Origin of the sequence: Oscillibacter sp. CU971, assembly GCF_905219725.1 — a bacterium.
Lineage (GTDB): Bacteria > Bacillota > Clostridia > Oscillospirales > Oscillospiraceae > Oscillibacter.
The window spans coordinates 1-22,315 of the sequence record NZ_CAJMXG010000003.1 but is presented as its reverse complement, the minus strand read 5'-3'; the positions used below and the strand labels follow the sequence as shown (position 1 = coordinate 22,315).

At 55.7% G+C, this 22,315-nt stretch carries 24 protein-coding genes and 1 pseudogene; all 25 read right to left on the bottom strand.

Translation table 11 applies throughout. From position 1 onward, the window contains the following. Window positions 1-337 precede the first annotated feature (337 nt). The gene (locus JX325_RS00565; protein ID WP_279380491.1) at window positions 338-838 is read right to left on the bottom strand and encodes a phage major tail tube protein; all 501 of its coding nucleotides are present in this window, start codon (window positions 836-838) and stop codon (window positions 338-340) included. 4 nt (window positions 839-842) lie between these two features. Beyond that, the gene (locus tag JX325_RS00560) at window positions 843-2,306 is read right to left on the bottom strand and encodes a phage tail protein (RefSeq protein WP_204789233.1); all 1,464 of its coding nucleotides are present in this window, start codon (window positions 2,304-2,306) and stop codon (window positions 843-845) included. A gap of 479 nt (window positions 2,307-2,785) precedes the next feature. Continuing rightward, complete coding sequence (locus JX325_RS00550) at window positions 2,786-3,265, bottom strand: hypothetical protein (protein ID WP_204789232.1); 480 nt, start codon at window positions 3,263-3,265, stop codon at window positions 2,786-2,788. Window positions 3,266-3,268: 3 nt separating this feature from the next. Further along, a complete protein-coding gene (locus tag JX325_RS00545) occupies window positions 3,269-3,787 on the bottom strand; it encodes a phage tail protein (protein ID WP_243413842.1) in 519 nt (172 codons plus the stop codon). 47 nt (window positions 3,788-3,834) lie between these two features. Continuing rightward, a complete protein-coding gene (locus JX325_RS00540) occupies window positions 3,835-4,182 on the bottom strand; it encodes a hypothetical protein (protein ID WP_204789230.1) in 348 nt (115 codons plus the stop codon). Then, a complete protein-coding gene (locus tag JX325_RS00535; protein ID WP_204789229.1) occupies window positions 4,182-5,243 on the bottom strand; it encodes a major capsid protein in 1,062 nt (353 codons plus the stop codon). The genes JX325_RS00540 and JX325_RS00535 overlap by 1 nt, the downstream gene beginning before the upstream one ends. Before the next feature lie 353 nt (window positions 5,244-5,596). Next, entirely contained in the window at window positions 5,597-6,685 is a 1,089-nt protein-coding gene (locus JX325_RS00530; protein WP_243413847.1) for a head maturation protease, ClpP-related, read from the bottom strand. Further along, entirely contained in the window at window positions 6,675-8,279 is a 1,605-nt protein-coding gene (locus JX325_RS00525; RefSeq protein WP_204789227.1) for a phage portal protein, read from the bottom strand. The genes JX325_RS00530 and JX325_RS00525 overlap by 11 nt, the downstream gene beginning before the upstream one ends. Window positions 8,280-8,404: 125 nt before the next feature. Continuing rightward, entirely contained in the window at window positions 8,405-8,641 is a 237-nt protein-coding gene (locus tag JX325_RS00520; RefSeq protein WP_204789226.1) for a DUF6148 family protein, read from the bottom strand. After that, window positions 8,641-10,380 (bottom strand): annotated as a pseudogene (locus JX325_RS00515) (phage terminase large subunit family protein). Before JX325_RS00515 ends, JX325_RS00520 begins: the two are co-directional and overlap by 1 nt. Window positions 10,381-11,041: 661 nt before the next feature. Beyond that, a complete protein-coding gene (gene terS, locus JX325_RS00505; RefSeq protein WP_204789224.1) occupies window positions 11,042-11,863 on the bottom strand; it encodes a phage terminase small subunit in 822 nt (273 codons plus the stop codon). A gap of 188 nt (window positions 11,864-12,051) precedes the next feature. After that, a complete protein-coding gene (locus JX325_RS00500; RefSeq protein WP_204789223.1) occupies window positions 12,052-12,519 on the bottom strand; it encodes a sigma-70 family RNA polymerase sigma factor in 468 nt (155 codons plus the stop codon). A 140-nt stretch (window positions 12,520-12,659) separates the two neighbouring features. After that, window positions 12,660-13,814, bottom strand: a complete 1,155-nt coding sequence (locus tag JX325_RS00495; RefSeq protein WP_204789222.1) for a ParB/RepB/Spo0J family partition protein — start codon at window positions 13,812-13,814, stop codon at window positions 12,660-12,662. 225 nt (window positions 13,815-14,039) lie between these two features. Further along, window positions 14,040-14,882 carry a ParA family protein gene (locus tag JX325_RS00490; RefSeq protein ID WP_243413841.1) on the bottom strand — a complete coding sequence of 281 codons (843 nt, stop codon included), beginning with the start codon at window positions 14,880-14,882 and terminating at the stop codon, window positions 14,040-14,042. Between the two features lie 406 nt (window positions 14,883-15,288). Beyond that, entirely contained in the window at window positions 15,289-15,798 is a 510-nt protein-coding gene (locus JX325_RS00485) for a hypothetical protein (RefSeq protein ID WP_204789221.1), read from the bottom strand. Continuing rightward, window positions 15,788-16,021: a hypothetical protein gene (locus JX325_RS00480; RefSeq protein ID WP_204789220.1), complete on the bottom strand. Its 234-nt coding sequence runs from the start codon at window positions 16,019-16,021 to the stop codon at window positions 15,788-15,790. The genes JX325_RS00485 and JX325_RS00480 overlap by 11 nt, the downstream gene beginning before the upstream one ends. Window positions 16,022-16,096: 75 nt before the next feature. Next, the gene (locus tag JX325_RS00475; protein ID WP_204789219.1) at window positions 16,097-16,402 is read right to left on the bottom strand and encodes a hypothetical protein; all 306 of its coding nucleotides are present in this window, start codon (window positions 16,400-16,402) and stop codon (window positions 16,097-16,099) included. Next, window positions 16,399-16,914, bottom strand: a complete 516-nt coding sequence (locus JX325_RS00470; RefSeq protein WP_204789218.1) for a hypothetical protein — start codon at window positions 16,912-16,914, stop codon at window positions 16,399-16,401. Before JX325_RS00470 ends, JX325_RS00475 begins: the two co-directional genes overlap by 4 nt. A 27-nt stretch (window positions 16,915-16,941) precedes the next feature. Further along, on the bottom strand, window positions 16,942-17,784 hold the full coding sequence (locus tag JX325_RS00465; RefSeq protein ID WP_204789217.1) for a Holliday junction resolvase RecU: 843 nt from the start codon (window positions 17,782-17,784) through the stop codon (window positions 16,942-16,944). Next, window positions 17,781-18,035: a hypothetical protein gene (locus JX325_RS00460; RefSeq protein WP_160573418.1), complete on the bottom strand. Its 255-nt coding sequence runs from the start codon at window positions 18,033-18,035 to the stop codon at window positions 17,781-17,783. The genes JX325_RS00465 and JX325_RS00460 overlap by 4 nt, the downstream gene beginning before the upstream one ends. Continuing rightward, the gene (locus tag JX325_RS17725; RefSeq protein ID WP_243413840.1) at window positions 18,032-18,925 is read right to left on the bottom strand and encodes an HD domain-containing protein; all 894 of its coding nucleotides are present in this window, start codon (window positions 18,923-18,925) and stop codon (window positions 18,032-18,034) included. Before JX325_RS17725 ends, JX325_RS00460 begins: the two co-directional genes overlap by 4 nt. A 14-nt stretch (window positions 18,926-18,939) precedes the next feature. Next, complete coding sequence (locus JX325_RS00450; RefSeq protein ID WP_243413839.1) at window positions 18,940-19,374, bottom strand: phage N-6-adenine-methyltransferase; 435 nt, start codon at window positions 19,372-19,374, stop codon at window positions 18,940-18,942. Then, the gene (locus tag JX325_RS00445; protein ID WP_204789216.1) at window positions 19,367-20,245 is read right to left on the bottom strand and encodes a hypothetical protein; all 879 of its coding nucleotides are present in this window, start codon (window positions 20,243-20,245) and stop codon (window positions 19,367-19,369) included. The genes JX325_RS00450 and JX325_RS00445 overlap by 8 nt, the downstream gene beginning before the upstream one ends. Before the next feature lie 290 nt (window positions 20,246-20,535). Next, window positions 20,536-20,739 (bottom strand): hypothetical protein, encoded by a 204-nt coding sequence (locus JX325_RS00440; protein ID WP_204789215.1) that lies wholly within the window; start codon window positions 20,737-20,739, stop codon window positions 20,536-20,538. A 1,062-nt stretch (window positions 20,740-21,801) separates the two neighbouring features. Further along, a partial coding sequence (locus JX325_RS00435) for a DNA cytosine methyltransferase (RefSeq protein WP_204789214.1) occupies window positions 21,802-22,315 on the bottom strand: 514 nt, incomplete at its 5' end.

Here is a 22,315-nt window from a genome sequence, read left to right as displayed (position 1 = left end):
CAATTCCAGTTCCACCGCCTCCACGTCTTCCCCGGTCAGGCNGTCAAAGTAGAAGGTCAGGCTTTTGTACTGCGTCCCCGTGATCTCAACGGGCGAGTTGAAGGTATGCACATAGTTCATGCTGTGCGCGTCTGCGGGCTTGNCCTGGGGCGCTTCCGCCGCCGTGGCGGTATCCATACCCGCCGCCGCTTCCGGCGCGTCCTGGGCCGCCTGGNCGGCTTCCTGGGCCATCTTTTCCGCGTTCATGTTCTTGCTGTCTTCCATTGTCATTTCCTCCATAAAATTAAATTTATTGCGGGCCAGCAGCACAACGCCGCTGGCCCGCTCTGTGTTCCTGTTACTTGCCCAGCGCCTTTCTTACTTCCGCCAGGTAGTCCACGCCGTTAATAAGGCAGATGAAGTTCACGGGGTCGATCTCCGTTTCCTTCTTCCCGTCCCTGTAAATGGCGTAATAGTATACGGCGTGTTCGCCGCTTGCGTCCGCNNNGGAAGNCACNGCCGCTTTGCCTACGGCNAGCTTTTTCGGCATCGTCCGCAGAATGTGCTTTAGCGCTTCCTGCTTGTGCTGCCCCTTGTTGCTGTTGTAGCCCTGCTGGGATACGCGGCAATCCAGGNTGTGAATACGCGGCTCGTTCATCTTCACGGCGGCGGGCGTAACCGTTCGGAAGCTGAACTTTGCCGTCATAGCTTCCAGGTGTCCGATCACAACGGCTTCAATGTTGCCGCTCAACCCCGCGCCTTTGATTTCCTCCACCAGCCACGCCAGTTCCGGGAACTCCACTTCCGCGATCCCGATATAGTCCACCGCGTCTTCGTACACGGCAAAGTTGTTTACCAGCTGATCAACTNTCGGCANTTCTTACNCCTCCTTCNTACGCCGCCGGGGACAGCAGCACTTGCAGGTAGGAAAGATCGTATTCCATTACCCAATTCAGCTGCTGCAACGGGGACGGGGGCGTAACGTAAATATGGAACTTCACCCGGCCCGCCATCAGGTTTGTAAGGGCGTTTTCGCTTTCCAGCATTTCCACCCGGCCCCCCAGGATCTTTTCCTCGGCGGTCAGGCTGTTCAGCCAGTAGTTCACACCCTGCATGATCGCGTCAAGCAGGCGGCGCGTGATCCGGCGGTCAACATCGTTCCAGGAAGTCAGGATCACCGTTTNGGCAATGTACTTGAACATCCGGTTAATGTTGTAGAAGTAGTCAACCGGATCTGTGTTGGCCGGAAACGCGGAAGTGTAGTTGCCCCAGGACACAAAGCCGTTGTAGAAGTTGACACAGGTAATAATACCATTGTCGTTCAGATAGTTTGCTTTCGGCACGTCCAGCCGGACTTCCTCACCGTTCGCCAGCACCATACTGTCAGCACGCAAAACCTTGTTGGACGCGCTTTCGCAAGGCGTGCCGTCCCCGAACTCCCCGCTGTTATCTGTCTTGGACATACTGCCCGCCAGCTGTACGGTATAGTCAAAGACGCGATCGCCCAGCTTGACTTTCGGCCAGCAGCACAGCTGGTTCACGTTGAAAATGTTCATGCGCTTTTTCAGCGCCGGAACGTCCGTGTACCAGGTTGCGCCGTCCCCTTCCGTGCTGGGCAGTTCGATCAGCGCTTCCGCTTCAAACACGCCGTTGATATTTTCCGCCTTTGCGGACATAACCGCCGCAACCTCATTGTCGTGTGACCAATTCGGACACACGATAATATCAGGCGCAAGGGTATACTTCGGGAAAACATCGTCAATCAGTTCAAGCCCCGTGGTCTTGTGCGTGGTCACGCTGTATCCGCCGATAATGTCACTTTTCGTAACCATGGANGGNTCAACCGCTTCATAGCTTACCTGCTGGGCGGTGGTGGTGTCGGTCAGGAACTCGATCGTGCAATTATCATCCGTGTAAAACACGGTATAATCGGTATCCTTTTCCTTTCCCTCCACCTTCACCGTGTCCGCCAGGGCTTCCAGCGGCAAAAGGATCTGGTTTTCCACAGGCTCCATGCTGGCCGCCGCAACCTGCTTTTTGTGCTTTTTGGGGTCAAGCACGTTCACCATGATAACCGGGGCCACGTTGTACAGCGTGAACGCGGTGTAAATCTCCATGCACAGCGGGTATTTCTCCCAATCATCGGAATACCCCAGGAAGCGCACGGCTTCTTCATAGTCGTTCGCCATAATGACTTCGTTGGTTTTCCCTCCCACCATTTGCACGGGGGCCGCGNCCACCGCGAAATGCACGCCGGAAGCCACTTTAACAGGCGTGGAAACGCTTGTTTTCAGCTTCGATGCGTTTACGCCGTGTGTCAGCGCCATCTATTATCCCTCCAATCCTTCCGTTGCCGCCAGGGAAGCAATGTCCGCGTAGAACTTATGCAGGGCGTTCCCGCCCGCCGCGATCNTCTGCTTCGCTTCCGCCAGCTTCGACACGGGCACAAGCATATTCTTCACAAGCGGGTATCTTTTCAGCACTTCCGCCATTTCCGGGGAAGCAAGGATCTGTTCCCGCGTGCCCTCAAAAATTTTGTTGGTTTTCAGCCGCCCACGGGGAAGCTGCGGCCCCACATACACCAGCTTTTCCGGCTCTGCTTCCTGCGGCGCGTTCTGGACGGCTTCCGCGTCCTGGGCGGTATCCTTGTCCCCCTCCGCGCCGGGCGCGTCCTGGGCGGCCTGCGGCGCGTTCTGCTCCCCCTCCGCCGCCGTGGTGGTATCCGTACCCCCCGCCGCTTCCGGCGCGTCCTGGGCGGCTTCCTGGGCCGTCTTGACGGCTTCCAGGTCTTCCGCCTTGCTTTTCACTACTCTTGCCATATTTCTTCAACCTCCCGTTTCATTGTTGGCAGGCCCCATTTTGTGATCATTTCCCCAAAATGGTACGGCCCGTATTTTTCCGTATCCGTGTAAATCAGGTATTCAACCGGGAAATGCAGGACAAAGCGATCGTCCAGTATTCCAACCCGCTTCAACTCTGCTTTGATCTTCAACAGCAGGTTCAGCACATCGTATTCCCCCGCTTTCCAGTCCTCGGAATACGTTGCCGCTATTATGCGGATCATACATTCGCTGTCTTCCACATCGTCTTCACCTTTCAGCAGTTGCAGCAGAACATATGGAATCCGCTTTATTTTGTCTTCCTTTTTCGGCAATCCGTACTTGTGGACTTCTGCCGGGCGCTCTTTTCTGTCCGCGCCCGGTTCCGTTTCCACTTCAAGGATAATGTTTTTTGTGTGTTCCTCCACAAACGCGGCCAGTTTTTCCATAAGGAAAATTTCTGTCATGGTTTACCCTCCATAGCCGTTCAGAAGCCGTTCAACTTCGTGCATAACCCGTTCGTCAACGGTCTTCTGGGCTTCTTCCTGTAGCTTTTCGGCCACGGCGGTTTCCCCTACCATGTGCGCGGCGGACAGGCCCATATATTCCGAAATAGGCAAATGCTTCCGCGTTTCCCTATGGAATACGCCGATATGTCCGCTTTTCATTTCAGCTATAAAGGCATCGTCATAGACGGCCCCGCCGCCGCGCTTCATGGTTGCGCTTACCTGCTTTCCGGTTCCGGGCTTTTTCGGCGTTACGTTGAACTTGTACAGGGGGATTTCATAGCCCGCAAAATGGACGTGCCCGGCCAGATCGCCCGTTGACGCTTTCTTTATGTTCGTGCTGGTTGCGCCGCTTAAAGCGCTGCTTTGCACCGTGTAAACCCGCTTGACTTCCCGGAACGCCCCGGTTTTTATCTTCGACAATCCCCGGTTTATGGCGTTGGAAAAAGCCCGCTCGGCCCCTTTCNGGACTTGCGCCAGCATGGNTTCCACCCNCTCCATTGTTNCCACGTCAATTTGTACGCCTATATTCATCGTTCGCCCAGCGCCCCCAGTTCCAGAATAATTTCCCCGTCTTCATGTACGGCGCGTTCTATGTTGTACTGCTGCGTAACGCCCGCCACCTTCACGGCGAACTTGTGATCCCGCTCCGGCATGAAGCCCAGATCATACAGTGATACATACGCCACGGCTTCCAGGCTGGACAGGCCCGGCGCGTTATCCCCGCCGGGCCGCTGCCGTTCCGCCGCCGCTTCATGGTCAAGCACCACGGGCACTTCGTACCATTCTCGATCGTAGTAGAAGCCCGCCACCGTGGCAAATTCCGCCGGGTTGTGAAATACCCGCATATCTGCCGCCAGTTGTGCTTTGAAGTCCATTACATCACCTTCACTGTGATCCAGCTGTCAACCTCATGCGGCACGGGCACGGGGGCGCTTTGCAGGGACAGGAAGCGGCGATCCGGGCGCTTCTCAATGAAGGTATCCGGCACATACTTCCCTTCAACCGTTTCCCATTTTTCCGTTTTCTGGTTCAGCATATGGATCGCACCGTAGTACATGGAAAAGCGGGCGTTTGTGCTCGCCATCATCAACGTCCCATCCGGCACCATAGGCAGTTCTTTCGGGTTCTCCGGGTCTGTCCAATCGTCAACATACCATTCGTTGTACTGGTACAAATCTAGGCCCAGTTCGTGAATCGTGCCCAGAAAGGTTACGTTGTTTTCCTTCTGTGTGGGCTTGATAACCGCCAGGGCGTAGTTTTTTGTATCCAGCAATTTCTGGATCGTTTCGTCCATCAGGAACTCCGTTGCCACGTCAGAAGCCATAATGCAGACGTTGCAGTTTGTGAAGCCGTCTTTCTGTACCCGCTCATGCCAGGCTTTCAGATCGGCGTATTTGTTGTGTTCCGTGCCGTTCTTCCAGTTCTTTTTCTTGTCTGCGGAAATGTCCAGCAGGTTAGAAAAACGGAAGTCGATCGTATCCTTCACGCCCTCGCCCAGCACAATGATCTTGCCCGTAAGCATGGCCTGGGCACACATCCATTCTTCACGGCGTACGATCATTTCCCGCAGTTCCGTGAAGTCTTCCCGCATTTTGATCACGGCCCGCNGGGCTGGGGTTCTGTCGCTGTACAGTTGTTCGCCGGGCTGCCGTACCAGAAGATCGTCAATGGTCGTAATCTTGTCCGGCACAATCAGCGCGGGTTTGTACGTCCGCGTTTCATATCCGGTATTGGGCACAGCCTTTCCGCCGATCGTGCGGGATACAAACGGGGCCAGCCGCCGTGTGCCCTTCTTATAGTCCATATCCACCGTTTCCGTTGTGAACGCCTTTTCATTGGAAAAGAAGGTGCTGCGGAAGAAGGTGTAGGCGGGCGGCATCTTTCTGATCACGCCCATCATGNTACNGNGTTCGTAAATGCTTACANTGTTAGGCATCGTCTTTTATCCTCCTTACTTCAAGAAAATAGACAGCTTCCGGCACGCCGCCTTTGCTGCCGCCGGGTCAATGCCGTTAAGGCCCACGGCATCCGCGAAAACTTCCCCGGTCAGAATGTACANAACGGGTTCACCCTCCGCCNCCGCNCTTACGGCAATGCCCTCCACGTTTGCAATGCCGTCCGTGGTTGCTTTCATGATCCCGGCATCGCTGGACATAACCAGATCATGCAGGGCAATCGCTTCCCCAGCCGTGCCCGTTTCGGTCACAACGGGAAATTCGCCCGCATAAAACCTTTTCGGCTCATAGCTGCGCCGTTCGATCAAGTCCGCCATTTGCGTTTCCTCCCTTCTTACAGAACTTCTTCAATGGCGCGGTCGAAAACGCTCTTGCCATCATCACCGCCGCCCAGCTGCGATCCGCCCGGCTCCACGCCGTCCATGCCGGACGCTGCGGCATCCTTTGCAACTNCGGCCAGGTACTTTGCGCCCGCCTGCTTCTGGGCGGCAACGATCTTCAAGGCCACCTGCCCAGCGTCCACGGGGGTTTTGAACAGGGCATCTTCCACGATGCTTTCATACCCCGCCGGGGCCGTGTCCATGATGCTCTTGATCCGCTCCCTCTCGCTGTTCACGGCTTCCGTGCGGATCTGGTTCACCAGATCCGGGTATTTTGCTTCCAGGGCGGGCACGGTCTTGATCTGTTCGTCCATAGTTCCTTTTCCTCCTTTTTGGTCTTTGGGTTCTTCAATAGTATTTTGCAAACCGCCCTGGGCCGGGCTGTTTAACAACATTGTGGGCACGGTCTTAAACCGTGACAGATCCAGCGGAACAGAATTGACAATGACTTTCCGGGCGTTCTCGATCACCGTCTGCGGCTCCGCTTCAAACATGATGGAATCACAGAAGCCTTTTTCCACGGCCTGATCCCCCGTCCACCATGTTTCTTCCTGCATCATGGCCGCTATGTCTTCGTCCTTCATTTTGGTTCTGCCCGCGTAGGTGTTCACAATGGACTGTTTGATCACCTTCAATTCCTGGGCCAGCTTTTCAAAGTCCGCCGCCTTGTAGGTGTCCCATACGGTCATTGCCGGGTCATGGATCATAAAAACGCCGTTCCGGGGGATCTGGATAACGTCCCCGGCCATTGCAACGATCGTGGCCGCGCTGGCGGCCCACCCGTCAATTNTCACTGTGATTTTTGCGTCAATGTCCCGCAAGCGGCAATAGATCGCGTGCGCTGCGAACACGTCACCGCCGGGGGAATTGATCCGCACCACCAGTTCTTCCACGTCCCCGATAGCGGCTAATTCTTGGTTGAACTGGGCCGGGGTTACACGGTCTTCCCACCAGCTTTTTTGACTGGCGATCGGGCCGTACAGAAGCATTTCCGGCGGTTTCGTGCCCGTGGCCGGGACGAAATTCCAGAATCTATTTTCCATCACCTGGTACGGGTTTCCCGTCTGCCCCCGCTGCGAGCTGTTGGCTCCCTGCGGCATTTTGCGTTACCTCCCTTAATTTTTCTTCTTCCTGTTTCAGCTGTTCCACGTTTGCGTAATAGTCCGATCCGGGCATTTCCATAGTTTCAGACTGCCGCGTGGAGAATCCATTTTTAACCCGCTTTTCCGCTGCGGTCACTTCCTTAACCGGGTCAAGAATCCCACGGGCCGGGCCGTTCCATTCCGCCTTGCTGTAGGCTTTCCGGTACAGCGGATCGGAAAAGAAGCCCGGCGCGTTCACGCGGCCTTTCGCCACGGCTTCCGCCAGCCATTCTTCGTAAATGACTTGGCAGAAGTCCGCCGCCAGCCACGTTCTGTACATACGAAACATTTTCCAGGCTTCTTCCAGCGCTCCCCGGCTTGCGGAATAACTGGCCGTGAAGTGCTTTAACAGCAGTTCATAGGGGATTTCCAGCGCCGCGCCGATCTGTCTGCATACCGCTTCCACAAACCCGGAAAAGTTTGCGTTTGGCCGCCCTGGGCTTTCCGCGTGTGCCTTTTCTCCCGGTTGCAGGTCAATGACAGCGCCGGGGGCCAGCTCCACCGTTGTTGCGTCTTCATCGTCCACCCGGTCTTCGTCCGGCACGTTCGTTCCGATCGCACCTTCCATTCCGCCGNCCGCGTTTTCCGATTCGACANACACGGCAAAAAGGCCGCTTACCACCGCCGCCACAAGTTCCGCGTCCGTGTAGCGCCCCAGCTGCTTTAACGCTTCAATGACGGGGGCCAGGAAGGGAACGCCGCGCCGCTGGTCGATCCGTTCCCGGGTCATGATATGGATCACGTTCCGCCGCCCAGAAGCCGGGCTGTAGGCCGGGACGCGCACCCATTCCATAGGCTGACTTGCAAGGGATAAAGGATGGTGCTTTGAAAAGTGATAGGCGATCACTTCCCCCGTGTTGTCCGTTTCCACGCCGCCGATTATGCGATCGTCCAGCGTGTCAAATCCACCGGGGCTTGACAGCCGATCCGCTTCAATCAGCCGCACCCGCAGATCGTAGGGCTGCCCCGTCCGCTTCTTCACGGGCAGAAGGGCCAGACAGTCCCCGGACACAAGCCACGACACAAACGCCAGCTGTTGCAGTTCACAAAAATTATCAATGCGGGCCGCGTCACAGTCCGGCGTATCCGCCCACAGTTCCCATTCTTTCTCGATCCGCCGTTCCAGCGCGTGCGCTGCGTCTGCATCTATCCCCAGGACTTCCCGATCAATCGTAGGTTTCAGCTTCAAGCCCCGGCCCACAATATTTGTGCGCATGGTTTTGATCGCGCCCGTGGCAAGCGGCACGCCCATATACAGATCGCGGGAACGCTGGCGCAACACGTCCAGGTTTTCTTCTATGTCCTCCCTGGAAGATCCGCCGTTGTAGATCCATCCGGCCATTTCCTTTTTGTAGCTGCTGGCCCCGTAATGGCTGTATCCCGTATTGATTACCCGCGTCCGCGCCAGCTGTTGCCGCGCTTCTGCCCGTTCCAGCGCCTTTTGTGGGCTTATGGCGGCGATCGCGCCGTCAATGGCTCTTTGTATTACCCCCACGCATACACCCCCTTAAACAGCAGGAAGAAGCGCCCCTGCGGGTGCTCCTTCCTGTTCGTGTCTATCTATTCAGATTTTCACGCTACTAATTATAGCGGAAAAAACGGGCAATGGCGGGCAATCTTTTATAAATCCCTGGGCATGATCCGTTTTACCCGGTTGCGCCCGCCGAACTTCTTTGCCGCTTCCAGCCGCGCCACCATATCCGCCCAATACTTGATCGTGTTCCTGATTTCCGCCAGGTCTGCCCGCGTCAAAGTCCTGCTGCCGATCGTGTATGACTGGTTCGTGGTACAGGCCAGTTCCGCTTCCAACCATGCGTCAAGGTGTTTCTGCGCGATTTCAAGAGTAATTCCCGGCATTACATGATCCCTCCACTTGTCCGGCGCTTCCGCCGTTTTTTCTTCACCTGCGGTTGTTCTTCCTGCTTTTTCAGCGGCACTTGCGCGATCTCAATAGCCGCCGCCGCGTAGTTCCTACAGTCTAACGCTTCGTTTCGCTTGTGCTTATAGTCTTTTATCTTCCATTCAAACACGGGCCGCCCCTTTTTATAGGTCAGCACCTGCTTTTCCGCTGTCAGGCCGATAAAGTAACTTTCATCATAGCCCTGCCCTTCGTCCTTTGGGAAATGGCAGTAGCCCGGCCCTTCATCGTCCAGTAACAGGCGTTGCAGAAGCAGGCTTTTCCCGGTATCCACGCCCAGCATGAACAGGTTTACCCCTTCCCGGTTGCTCTATGTTGGCTTCTGGATATAGGCCGCCTGGCTGTCATTGCTGCCCTTTATGGCCCGCAACCCCCGCGCATACCGCGCCTTACAGAATCGGTATACCTGGTTCGTGAAGTGTCCGCCCGTGTCCATGCAGGCGCAAATAATTTTCAGCTTCGTTCCGTCCGGTTTCGTGAACGTCTGGGAAAGAAAAGCGTCCAGGTCTTTCNATACCTGATCTTGTTTCAGATCACCGTAAATGGCCGCGTACTTTATGCCCCAGCTTTCATAGTCCACGCCCCAGCCCACCACTTCCACTTCAAAGCGATCGTCCTGCGTGTCAACGCCCGCTGTCAGGTACAGGACTTCCGGCGGAACTTCGCAATTATAGCGTTCCCGGCGCTTCATAAGAGCGCTTTCGTCAACCTCCGTCCCTTCTTCCTCCCACGTCTGGCCCATTTTCGTGTTTGTCCAGGACTTCAATTCTTCTATGTTGCCTTTCTTCTTTTCCTCATTCGCAAGCAGGAACTTTTCCACAATGTCCCGCCAGCGGGCCAGACTTGATCCCAGGGCGTTAAGGTGGAAACCACGCACGGGATTTTCTGGATCTGCGTGTATGTATTTTCCGTTTATAAACCCCTTTTTCCATTCCGCTTCCGTTGCCAGCACCGCGCACTTGCTACAACAATACTGGATTGTGTCCAGATTGTCTTTGTCGAACACAACCCCTTCCCACGTCAGCGGCTGCAATTCCCCGCAATGCGGGCACGGCACGTTCCATTCCCCTTGTGAACTGTGCTGGTATTCTAATTCTATCCTGGAAGTGCCCTTGTTTCCCGGCGTGGACACATATACTTCCTTGCTGTTCCAGAAGGTTGTAAGCCGTTCGGATGCAAGGAAAAGCGGATCGCCCTCGGTTCCCGCCGTGGCCGGGTATCTGTCCACTTCGTCCGCCAGCAGCACTTGCACGGGCCGGGACGCAAGGGAACTGGGGCTGTTTGCTCCCACAATGGCGATACTTCCGCCGGGGAACACTTTTTCCAGGATTGTATTTCCGGCTCCCCGCCGATCGCTTATCATCCCCCGCAACACTGGCGTTTCCTGTATGGATTTTGCCAGCCTGTTTTTAGAGAAACTTTCCGCCATCGTAATTGTGGGCTGCATCATCAGGATCGGAACCGGGTCATAGTGCATATAATACCCCACTAAGTTTACCAGTGTNTCCGATTNTGCCACCTGGGCGGAAGACATAACCACAGTTTTTCTGATCCGCACGTCCGAAATGCTGTCCATGATTTCCCGCATATGCGGCACTCTATCCGTTCGCCATCGCCCCGGCTCTGCCGCCCCCTGCGGTATCCGGCGATACCGATCCGCCCAGTCTGACAGGCGCATTTCCGGCGGCGGTTTCAGCCTTGCGAAAATGCGCTTAAATACCGCTTTCGCCTGTTCCTCCATCCGGCGTTCTTTCCTCCATTTCCGCAAGTAGCCCGTCAAAGTCTGACAATTCCTCTAACGCTTCATCCGTTGCCCGTTTCAGTGCCAGGAATATTTCCATTTGATCCGTTTCCACCGCCAGCGCCGGGCTTTGCTTTACCGGAATGTTGCGGATCTTCTGGCGGAATCGCAGAAGCATTTCCACCATGACTTTTTCCACGTCCGCCGCCTGTAAAACCTCCCGGCGCTTTAGTTGCAGATCCAGTTCTTCCCGCTCCCGCTTTGCCCGCGCNAGCTTCGCCCGTTCCGTGTTGTAGTCCACGGCTTCTTCCGGCGATCCGTCCTTTTTCAGATACTCAATATAGCGGTGTACGCAATNCTTCAAGTTGTACAGGCCGGGCCGGGCTTCCGCAAGTACGCCCTTTTGCCGTAGCTGCCGCACGCGGCGATCTGAAATGTCAAGCCACTGGGCAACCACAGCGGCGGTATACAGCTTCAATTTTTTGCGCACCCCCTTATTTTTTCCGCTACCCGGAAGCGGAAGCGTTTTTTTCCGCTTTTCAGAAAATCAAACGCCGGGGCTCGCCGTACCCTCACCCTGCGTTCCGGCTGGAAGAACCTATCCCGCGCCGCCCGGCTCCGCGTCTTCCGGGTCTTCTTCTATGTCCGCGCCGTCTTCCGGGTCTATGTCGNACTCTCCCGTTGCTTTCTGCCGTGCAAGCTGATACTTCAAACGTTCCAGCGCAAGCCTGCTTTGATCTGCTTCGTGTGCCCGCATACTGTCCAGCAGCTTTATAATCCTGCCATTCAGTTTGTTCAGTTCTGCTTCAACCTTCATGGCCCGGTCAAACGGGCTTGCTTTGATTATGGTTTTCATGGCCGTTTTAAGGCTTTCTTTTCCGCCCTCCGGGTCTGCCACCAGTTCCAGTTCCAGCCCCATTTCTTCCGCCTGTGCGCGGTCTTCCTGTGGAACGGGGACAACCATATGCACGATTTTGTCCGTGTAATATTCCTGCTGCTTCTGCGGGTCTGTAAAGCCATTCAGCAGGTTTGTCAGGTATGTTTTGCGCACCAGCAAACCTTGCAATTCCTCATTCATTCGTTGCAACGTTTCCCCCGGCTTCATTTCCAGGATTTCTTCCTGCTGTTCTTCCGTCAGGTCTTCAATACCTACGTGTGCAAACGCCCCATGCGTTACAGCGTTTTTATTCCCCTGCTTTGCGGGCGTGCTGCCGGCCGCGTTCTTATTGCCCGGCTGCCCGCCCTTCTTTTTCGGCTGCTTTTGCAGGGCATCTTCCCACTTGTCCAGGGATTTCCATTTCCTTATGCGGCCATCGTCCACGCCCACAGCCGCCGCCAGTTCTTTTGTGCTGATTTTCCCGCCGCTTTGCAGGTACAGTTTTTTTGCTTCGTCCCGCTCCGGCTTCCTGGGCCTTGCCATCCCGGTTCCCTCCTGTTCGTTCGTTTTCAGCCTTTCGCCGTTCCTGATCATGCCGGAACTGGTAAAATAATAACAGGCTTTGAATTTTGCTTCAAAGCCTGTTACTGTAGGGGGCTGACTTCAAAGGCTTTTCCCGCCCTTGTTCTGCTACAGTATAGCAGATAAAAGCGGGCAATGGCGGACAATCTTTACTTTGAAAACGAAAAACCCGCAATAATCTTGTTTGCCCCGAACGATTTAACCAGGCTTCCAACCGCCGCGTCACGGATATTTTTGCATTGCCTTTCGGAATAATGGTTGCGTGCCGAAACTTGTTCCCATTTCAGCCCGTGTAAGTAGTAGTCCGTTACAATCGCTTTCAGCTTGTATTCCAGGCCGGAAATTTCCCGCAGGATTTCCACTTTCAGCGTCTGCAACTCCGCGATCTTTGCCGTGTAATAGTCTATGTTTTCCGCTATTCCATCCGGCAAATTCAAGGCCACGGCCTCCACGGCGTTTGAAATATGGTTTTTCCCTTTCGGCATCCCGTCCAGTCTTTGCCCGCCGATCGTGTCATAGTAGCTTTCCAGTTCTTCTACCATGCTCCGGTAATACCTGATTTCTCCATCAATATTCCGGTAAAACATCAGGGCGGCCAAAACGTCTTTTTTGTCCATTTCCTATACCTCCGATTTCCGGCGGTTCCTTTGAAGTCATAAAAACGGGTATAAGGCATAGCCCCCGCCCCCACAGCGGCTATGCCTTTTCCTTGCTTATTTCAGCTTCCGCGCCCGCGCTTTTTCATCGTGCGCCCCTCCTATTTCAGCTTTCTTCCGCAGAACGGGCAACAATGGAAAATCATGTGTTCAACTGCTCCCGTTTCCTTGTCCAGTATCATTGCCAGTTTTTCTTCCGGCTCATAGGCCAGTAAGAAGCGCCCTTCCGCCGTTGCCTGTTCCCTGTGATAGTCTGGGTTGCACCACGCACAGCCGCGCCCGCGTGGTTCCCGCTCGACATAGACGGGCTTTTCCGGCTCCTTCTGCGGCGGCTTGTCCTGCTGCTTTTCCTGCTGCCCGTCCTGGGCCGTTTCCGGCGTGTCCTGCGTCCCCTCCGCCGCCGTGGCGGTATCTGTATCCCCTGCGGCTTCCGGCGCGTCCTGGGCGGCTTCCTTGGCCGTCTGGGCGGCTCCTTCCTCCGCCGCGTCAAGTTCCATTTGCCCTTCCAGCGGCTTTCGTGCTTCTTCCTCCTGTTTCAGCGCCTTTGCATCGTTTATGGACAGCACGCCCATTTCTTCCAGCGTGTCCGCCGCCCGCGCCTGGTAGTCCGGGGACAGCCCGGACAGTTCATAGGCCGTTGACACGCCCAGCCGCTTTGCCTTAAATGCCTGCATTAGTTCCGGGCATAGGTTGTTCTTTATGCTCTTGTACCGCCCGATCTGGGCTTCCGTGATCCCTGTAAATTCCGCCGTGATCCAGCGCGTGCGGCCCTCCACTTCAACTTCCTTCCGCAGTTCCGCGATCAGCGCTTCCGTGCGCAAGGTTTCTTCCATCTTCTCCCAGTCTGATTTTTCGCGGAAGCCGTTTGCAAAAATCAGGGCCAGACGGTCAAGGATCGTTTTCACGGTTCCTTCTTCCTCCGCCGCCCGCGTTACGCACGGCACGCGCCGGAACTGTGCCAGGCCGTCTTCCACCAGGGCCATACAGGCCAGGCGGCGGCGGTGTCCGGCCACCACGCAGAATTTGTCCCCGTCCCGCTCCACAAGCAGCGGTTGCAGCAGTCCCACGATTGCAATAGACTGTTTCAGATCGTTTATGTACTGCGTGGAATAGAAGTTTTCCTGTGAAGGAATCAGATCGTAAACGTCAAGCGTCAACTGTTCCATTCCATCCGCCGTGCGCGGCTCTTTCTCCCGCTCCACGGCTGCCGCCTTTGAACGTTCGCTCAAAAGCTGGTGCAAATCAAATTTTGCCACTTTGTTTCACCCTTCTTTCCTGTTCCATCCGTTTTATTCCCTCTAATTCCGCTTCTGTTGGTATGTACATATCTTCACCCGGCCATCAGAATTTGCATTGCTGCCCTTCGTCCGCTATCAGCGGTATTTCTGCTACGCCTATCGGTCTGCATTTTCTGGCGCAGTTGTAGCAAGATTTTATGGGCCCCTTTTTCACGGCTTCTAAAATGATGCTGTATAAATCGCTCATTCTTTCACTTCTTTCTTTGTGTCCGATTCGGTCACGGGTCGCACGCTCAAAAGCGCCACGCCGTCCGCCTGCAAGGCCGCCAGGTATTCTTCCACCAGGGCCGCATAATCAATGGCCGCATTGGAACGCTTGGAATATACCGTGATAGGAAGTCGGGCAAACGTGCTTTCGCTTACCTTCCTGGACGTGCGGATCTTCGTGCGGAATACCGGGTATATCCCGGACGCTTCCAACTGGGCCGCGCCCTGGGCGTGGGCTTCGTTCCGCTTGTCGTACTTCGTAATGAAGCACCCCCGGAAGGTCAAGGCCGGGTTAAGGTCTTCCCGCGTGAACTCGATCTGTTCCGCCAGTTCCGCCAGCCCTTCCGTTGTGTTATCATCCACTTCCAGCGGTACGATCACGTCATTGCTGGCAACCAGGGCGTTGATCGTGGATATGTTAATATCCGGCGCGTTGTCAATCACGCAGAAGTCATACTGCCCGCGCACCTGTTCAAGCGCCTTTTTCAACCGCGTTTGCTGCTGGCGGGTCTGATCCAGCAGCACTTCCAGATTCGCTTTCAGCAGTTTCATGTTGGCCGTGATAATGTCCAGTCCGGGGAAGTCCGTGTGCTGGATCAAGCTGCCCATATCCGGGCGGCGGGCGGTCATGATTTCATCAATCCCGGCCCCGTCTTCATCCCTGCGGCGGTATCCTCTGGAAGCGTCCCCCTGCTTGTCATTGTCCACCAGCAGGACGCGGAAGCCCTTTTCCGCCAGCAGATGCGCAATAGCCACGCTGGAAATGGTCTTTGCCACGCCGCCTTTCAAATTGATAACCGATAAAATGCGCATATCCATTCTTTCCGTTCCTTTCTGCCCGTCCCGCCGATAGCACAGCATTTCACGCCTAAAATGGCAGAAGGTGAAACAGCACCCGTTCAAGCACCTTGCTTTCCGGGAACTTCTGCGCCAGGCGGTAAACCGCCGATTGCAGGCCCTTCCCGGCCCGCGTGCGGAAGAAGTGCTGGCGCACCGTCCAAAACCGCCTATGCTTCCNCCAGAAATGAAGTTTCCGCGNCCACGGCCCCTTCCTGTTCATCCCGGCTTCCCCTCCTTCCGNTTTGCGATAACCGCNGCTTGCGCCCGGTTCNCCCNNTCCGCCGCCGCCTGCATCCAGCCCGCCGCCGGGCGTTGCGGTCTGGGGCGCTCCCGCTCCCACTGGGCTTGCAGAAGTTCCGCTTTGCTCTTTGGGCGGTGCTTCTTCTTACCCACGGCGTTTGCGGCCCTTCTTCTTCCGCTTCTTCCGTTTCGGCGGCGCGGCCCGTTCCGGCTCCCGGTCTTGCCACGTTTCTTCCTGCAATACTTCCAGAACTTCCACGTTTTCCAGCTTGAACGTGTACGTTGCGCCGGGGTCATACGTGCCCGCCGCCCAGTCCGCCCGGAACTTTTCAAAATCGCCCTTGTAGGCGCTGGGCAACATACCGGGGCCGCCCTTATACTGTTCCGCGTGGTACATGGCGCACATAACGCGATCGTCCACCGCCTGCGGCCAGTTGAACAAATGCCAGCAGCTGTGATCGTCATACCACCAGGAAGAAAGCGTGATTTCCAGGCCGTTAAAATACTGATCCGCTTTCTGCATGGCCTTAAAGTTGTTCACCGTGAAGCCCTGCCCCCGGTATTCCTCCCGGTACGCCTGCCAGGGCCGGGCCGGGATATTGATCCGCGCCCGCACCACGCGGGGCGTGTATGTCTGGTTTGATCTATCTTCCATTGCCGTTCCTTCCCAGACTATCCGCGATCCACAGAATGGCTTCCATTGATTCTTTTATGTTCCTGTCTGTGCTGGCGGTTATCTTCAAAACCTGGGCAATGTCCCGCAATTCCTGTTCCGTTTCCAGCACCGCCGCCGGGCTGTACTTGTCCATGCAGGCCCGGCACATTTGCGATCCATCCGCGATATGAGCGCCACACAGCACGCAACGTTCCGCCGCCACCGCGCCTACCTCCTATCTTCCATTTCAGCAGGTAAAGAAGCTGTTTTATGTACGGGTGTTTCTGCCTGTATCCCACTACTGCCAGCCCTCCAACTTTTCCACGCGCCGTTCCAGGTTGTGCGCCCGCTCGATCAGGTCAAACACGCCCTGTGGCGTAAGGCCCGTTTCCTCGTACCTGTTCAGCTTCCGGGCGGCCTGCGTAACGGTTACGCCCTTGCGCAAAACCGCCTTTCCACTTGGCGCTGTTTCAGTCATGTTATAGGGCTTCTTCCGCTGCGGCTGTGTCTTCCGCTCCCGTCCCGCTCCAACCTGCGGCATGGCCTTTTTCATGTAGCTGTAGCCGGGCACGTTGTCTTTCATGATGCGGTCAATCGGTTTCACGGGGTTTCCCTCCCTTCCTGCGGCTCATCCCGGTATGCTATCCAACTTTTCCCGTAGTCCTTGAAGTCGTACCAGGTGTATTCAATTCCAGGTATATCAACCTCTCCGCCCAGTTCCGATACCACGCACCATTCCGGCTTGTCCCCGCTTTTCCCTTCCCTGATCGGAAGCACAACCACGGGTTTTCCTTTCAGTTCGGACAGTTCCGCCAGTGTCAGCGGTTCATTCCCTTTTTCCGGCTCCACGTCCGCCCCGCACCGTATCGCCAACCGCCGCAGTTTGCTTTCCCGGTATGCCGCCGCTACGTCCGCGCAATCATGCAGCACTTTCATTTGTTCCAGCATGATTTCCACGTCCGCAATTTCTTCCGCGATCTGTTCCCGGTTGTCCTTCCCTCTGGCGGCCTTGCAAAGTTCCTTTTGCAGTTCCGCCATTTCTTCAAATACCATCAGCGTTTGTGCGTCCGCGCCCCAGGCGGCCAGGGCGGCCCGGTAAATCCGCTGTTCATTCATTTTGTTCCGCTCCTTCCTGCGGCGGTATTAGCCCCAGTTCCTTTCCACAAAATTTTTTGCAAACACGTTTGCCATATCGTCTATTGTCTTGCAGGCGGAATAATCAGCGCCGTTCATAATCGCTNCCGNCGTTGTTCCCAGGAATCCTTCCCATTTCTCTTTCGGCTGCTGGTGTATGATCTCAATCAGCCGGGCCGCCAGTTCCGCGCCCGCCACCTGTTGCAGTTTCAGTTCCAGCCGTNNAATTTCTGCCGCTTCTTCCGCGTCCCGCTCCACGGTTTGCAATTTGTTCCACAAGCGCTTCTTTGCGGCCCCCAGCGTGTCCCGTGCTTCCTTGTCCGCCGCCGCGTCCGAGTGTAGCGNGTCAAGGAACATACACGCCCCGTTGAAGCGCACCCGGTACGGTTCCAGGTCTTCCGCCGTCACATATTTTCGCCCGTAGATTTCCTGCATAGAGCGCCAGACGGGCCAGGGGATAAAGGCGTACACATTCCCGATCCNGGCGCACACGCCCGCTTTTGCCCCGGCTTTCCAGTGCTGTTCCAGGCTGTCCCACTGTTCCGCCGTCAGGACGGTTTGCGCCAGCTTGTCCGTGCTGGTGTACTTTGCTTCAAAGCAGATAGAGCGCCCGCCGGACAGCGTGCCCATGAAGTCCGGCTGTGCGTGGGCAATGAAGCGGCCCTTAAAAATGCCCCGGTCTTTCTTTTCCAGCACCATAAAGGGTTCCGGCATCTTCTCCACATACGCGATCCCCTTCTGCTTGTAGACGGCGCACGCGGTCTTTATGAAGCCCTCAAAGAAATGCCCCTGGGAATTGTTCTTCTTTCCCCGCCAGCTGTCCAGCGCTTTTTTTCTTTGCTTGTCGTTCATCCCTGCTGCCCTCCTTTTTCCCGCCGATCGTACAGCGGCATATACCCCAGCCAGTTACGGTTCAGCACATAGGCCGCCGGGGCTTCATCTTCCGCCGCCGGGCATTTCAGCTTCATACAGGCCGTTTTGCTGTACAGCCCCGGCGGAACGTCCGTATAGGACGCATACAGCGGCTTCCCGGTCGCTTCGGCTTCTTCCCGGCGCAATGATACGGCCATCCGTTCCGCCACTGTCTTTCCGCGTCTTTTCATTCCTGCGGCCCCCTCTTTTCGTCAAACCAGGTTGCTTCCATATCCGCTAAATGCAGATGCAGGGCAAGCGGGCATTTCTCCCACGCCTGGGACAAGCTGCGGCCCGCGCCCGCTCGACTGTCAAAAGCGCCCATGTGCCAGGAAATAGCCGTGATTTCTTCATCCGTCAACGGCATATGCCGCAGAATCAGGATCACGGACTTTTCCCCGTGGCCGATCGGGAATTGTTCGTTGTGGCGGTATCCGTCTTCCGTCTTTTCGTACAGATGGATCTTGCACACGTCATGAAGCAGGGCGGCAATAGTCAGCGTGTCCATATCCGCCGCCGGGCAACGCTTCACCAGCCGCCGAAACACGTTCAAGGAATGTTCCAGCAGGCCGCCCGCATAGGCTCCATGGTATTTCGTGCTGGCCGGGGCCGTGTAAAAGTCCGTGCTTTCCAGCCATTCCAGCAGCTTTTGTACGCCGTCCCGCTCCACAAATGACAGCAGGTGTATAAATTCCTGCTTCCGTTCCTCCATGTCCGGGTAGCGGCTCATTTCCCGCAGAAAACCCTCATCTTTCCCGTTCAGCTTCCCACAATCCGCAAAAGAGAAGTTTTTTCCCATCTTGTGCGCCCGCTCGATCTCATAGCGCATACCCTCCGAAATTCCATAGCGCCCGCCGATCATGATACATTCGCACGGTTCCAGCAGATGCAGGCCCGCTTCCATCCCCAGAGCGCGTTCCTCCGGGTTCCGATCGTCCAGGGCTTGCGTTATGTACAGATGCGGCGTGATCGGCACAAGCCCCCGCCGGACGGCCCGCCCGGTCAGTTCCTGTGCGTACTTGACGTTGCGGGCCACGTCCCCCCGGTATGGGCTGCACACGTAGCACAGTTTTTCTTCCATTGGTGTTACCTCCTTCACATTTTCGGCCCACGGAAGATCGCCAGCATGGACGGGAAGGGGGCCGGATCTTTCCCGCCGCCGAACTTCAAGCGGCCTTTGATAAAGCGGATTTCCGCCCGGTTCATGATGAAGTCATGAAAATAGGTTGTATCCGTTCGGGCCGGGATCAGCAGCACCACGATCGTTCCATCCTTGCACCCTTCCCGATAGCACTTTTCAACCCATTTGTACAGCACCCGGCCATAGGGCGGATTGCAAAATACCCTGTAGCCCCCCCAGTCCTGGGCCAGCCCGTCTTCCGCTTCCGTGAAATACTTTTCGCACTTGTGGTTTTCATCGTTCGCGCACGGGTCAAGCGTGAAATTAAATTCAGCGTCCAGGCTGTCAAANAAGTCCTGCGGCGTGGCCCATACTCCCGTTGCGCTGCTGAACATTACTTCTTTATTCACGTTTCTTCCGTCCTTTCTTGCTTTTCTGTTTCTTTTCTGGCTTTTTCCACATTTTCAAGTAGATATGCCAGCCTGTTTCTTCGTAATATTCCGGCTTTATTTCCGTGATCGTGTAGCCGGGGAACTGCTTCTGGAAGAAGTCCCGCCCCTGATCCGTTGACTTTGCCAGGGCTTCAACCTTCTTTTTCGTGTGCTTGTGGTCTGCTGGCGGACGTTCCACTGGCCGCACAAGGTTCCTGGAACTGCTCCACCGCTTCTTCCCCCTGGGGTTCTTCATAACGTACTTGCACAGCGCTTCAATGCCGTTTTCGTTGGTCTGGATGCGGTCAGCGTTGACGTAGCCCATCCGCTCCACTGTATCCCCGTAGCTGTGATCCGCGTCATACTTCCGCCAGTTAATCCGTTCCGCCGTCCACATCATTTCCACTTCGTCCCGGTCAAGCCCGGCGTTCATAATGACATGGTGGTGTATGCGGACGGGGCTTCCCGCGTGGTCTGGATCGTCTTTGGCGTACCCGTATTCTGTGACAAGGATATATTTCAGCGGCGGAAGCCCTAACTTCTTCCGGCGGTATGCTACGCGGTTCAGATAGTTTCCGATCCGCCGCTCTGCTTCCTCCACCGTCTGGGGAAGGTGCTTTGCGCTGTATGTAAGTGTGACGTGAAGATCCCCGGCTCCGAAATTCCCGTTGCCCAGCTGCACAAGGTAACGTTTAGAGTTTTTTTCGTTCAAGTCCTTTTGCTTTGGTTCTGATACCCGTTGACGCTTCCGGCGCTTCCCTCTCACGGCCCGTTCCGCGCTTTCCGTGCGGGGGATAATGTCAACCTCCCTATAGCCGCCGCAGTCAACCTTCTTTTCCCTGTAAAACATGATCCGGCTCCTTCCGGCTGCGCTGCCGCGCTGGCGGGCCTGGGGTCATACTTTCCCTTGATCCGCTATTCCCATATATTGACAGCTTCCAGGCTTTCCCCGGAAAGTTAATACCCCATACAAGCCCGTAACGCGGGCGCAAAACCCGCAGAAATAAAGGCGCTTTCCGCCTTTTTACGCTTGCTTTTGTGCCGTCAATGTGGTATAATTTTTCTTGCAGAATTGTCTTTATATCACATCTTTGGCACGGCTTTGACTATGGCGGCAACCATAGTCAAAGCCTTTTCCTTTTACCATTCGCCCGGCGCGTCTTCATCTTCCGCCGAAACGGTACACCAGCCGCAAAGATCGGTTTCTTCCAGAAATGCGCCGCCGCTTTCGTCCATGCAGAAGTAAAAAGTTCCCCCGTTCCTGCTTTCCAGGCTCTTGCACCAGTCACACGCCGCGCAATGGCGGATAGCGTCCCCGTTGTAGTCCCGTTCCAGTTCGTCCACGATTTCACCCCATTAGAAAAGCCTGTAATTTAACGGTGCATCCAGCATTGCCCAGCGAAACGCTTTATCATCCGCCGAAATAAGCCCTTGATCTTCCAGTCTGAAACGTTCTTCATAATCCCAAACTGTCCGCTTGTCCGAAACAAAGCAAACCGGGCTATNTTTATCCCATTTCNGCATAATTTCCCAGTGTTCCGGGTATTTCTTGCGCAAGTTCCGCAGTTGCTTAATGCTCTGGTTTGGACAGAACCAGCGCCCGCCGCGTGTGCTGTCCGTGTAGATCGGGGACAGCAACCCGCGNTCCTCGCACCACTGGCGGCAATGCGCTTCCGTCCACCCGGCTTCAATCAACGGGCTTAATTTTGTTTCGGATATGTTGTTGTAGCTCCCTGGTTCGTCCACCGCNATTCCCAGGTATGTAATAGCGCCTTTTTGCGCTGTCTGCATCGGGCGTACTTTCAGCGCCTTTTGCAGTTCACAGCCTACTTTCGGCCCTTTGGTCNTAGGCCATCCCACAATTTCCCCGATCCTGTTCCCTCTTGTTCTCTTGTGGTAGAAAACGCTTTCTGCGGTCTGCTTTGTTCTGATATGCTGGACTTCCAGCCCCCAGCGCTCTTTTATGATCCTGTCTGCTTTTGCCTTAAATTCCACCATCGGCGGCAAGTCAGCTGGAATTGTGTCTGTTGCCCAGACTTCCGCGTGTACAACGCGGTCAAGCGGCCAGCCCAATTCTTCAATAGCGCCCAGGCACGCCAGGGAATCTTTGCCGTATGACAGGGAAAGAACATAATCCATGCAGCTACCCCCGCCGCCGAAAATCCGCCGCGTTCGGGCAAGTCTTCCAATGCGGTACAAAGCCCAGCGGCGTTTCCAGTTTCGCTTCCCGCGTTGCCACTTCATCCGGGCGAGCTTCCCGGCCTTTCAGCGTTCCCCCTTCATCCGTGAAAAAGAGATCCTTTCCGTCCCCCTCAATCACGAAAACTGGTTCCGGGTCAATCGGCATTAACTTTCCCGCCGCCGTGCGTATCCAGTCAATTTGCCGCCCGCACCCTTTGCATACACTCATTGTTTCGCTCCTTCCCACGGCTTCCAGCCGTCTTCCCGCACCTGGAAAGCGTCCCCCAGCTGTACCGTGTCCGGGAAATTCGCCTGTGTGGTCTTTATGGCGTACTTGTCAATTTCCGTGGCCCAATACGCCGCCACCCATGCCCCCAGCTTGTCCAGCGCCAGCCGCCCGCAACTCATACCGTCATACATAGACAGCACTTCCAGGGGCTTTTCCGTTATCCCTGGGCAGTAGGAAAGAATATGGGCTATAACGTCCACCGTCCAGCCGTTGCCCAGTTGTCTATATGCCTGCGTGTCACTTACCGGGAATATGTATGAATCCGGCACGGTTTGAAGCCGTTTGCACTCTAAAACAGTCAGTTTTCGGATAATATAGAAGCCGTCCGCCAGCTTGATCGGGTATTGTTCGCCCTTGATCATGATCCGCCCGTCCCGGACTTCATAGATCACGCGCCTGCGGCCCCCGATTTCCGCCGTCATTTGCCCTTCTGCATCGAAAGTTATAGGG

Coding starts and splice junctions, on each gene's coding strand:
- JX325_RS17725 (WP_243413840.1), bottom strand. CDS start 18,925: ATGGAAGAAAAACTGTGCTACGTGTGCAGCCCATACCGGGGGGACGTG.
- JX325_RS00540 (WP_204789230.1), bottom strand. CDS start 4,182: ATGGACTTCAAAGCACAACTGGCGGCAGATATGCGGGTATTTCACAAC.
- JX325_RS00520 (WP_204789226.1), bottom strand. CDS start 8,641: ATGCCGGGAATTACTCTTGAAATCGCGCAGAAACACCTTGACGCATGG.
- JX325_RS00490 (WP_243413841.1), bottom strand. CDS start 14,882: ATGGATATGCGCATTTTATCGGTTATCAATTTGAAAGGCGGCGTGGCA.
- JX325_RS00485 (WP_204789221.1), bottom strand. CDS start 15,798: ATGGAAGATAGATCAAACCAGACATACACGCCCCGCGTGGTGCGGGCG.
- JX325_RS00460 (WP_160573418.1), bottom strand. CDS start 18,035: ATGAAAAGACGCGGAAAGACAGTGGCGGAACGGATGGCCGTATCATTG.
- JX325_RS00470 (WP_204789218.1), bottom strand. CDS start 16,914: ATGAATGAACAGCGGATTTACCGGGCCGCCCTGGCCGCCTGGGGCGCG.
- JX325_RS00445 (WP_204789216.1), bottom strand. CDS start 20,245: ATGTTTTACAGGGAAAAGAAGGTTGACTGCGGCGGCTATAGGGAGGTT.
- JX325_RS00550 (WP_204789232.1), bottom strand. CDS start 3,265: ATGACAGAAATTTTCCTTATGGAAAAACTGGCCGCGTTTGTGGAGGAA.
- JX325_RS00500 (WP_204789223.1), bottom strand. CDS start 12,519: ATGGACAAAAAAGACGTTTTGGCCGCCCTGATGTTTTACCGGAATATT.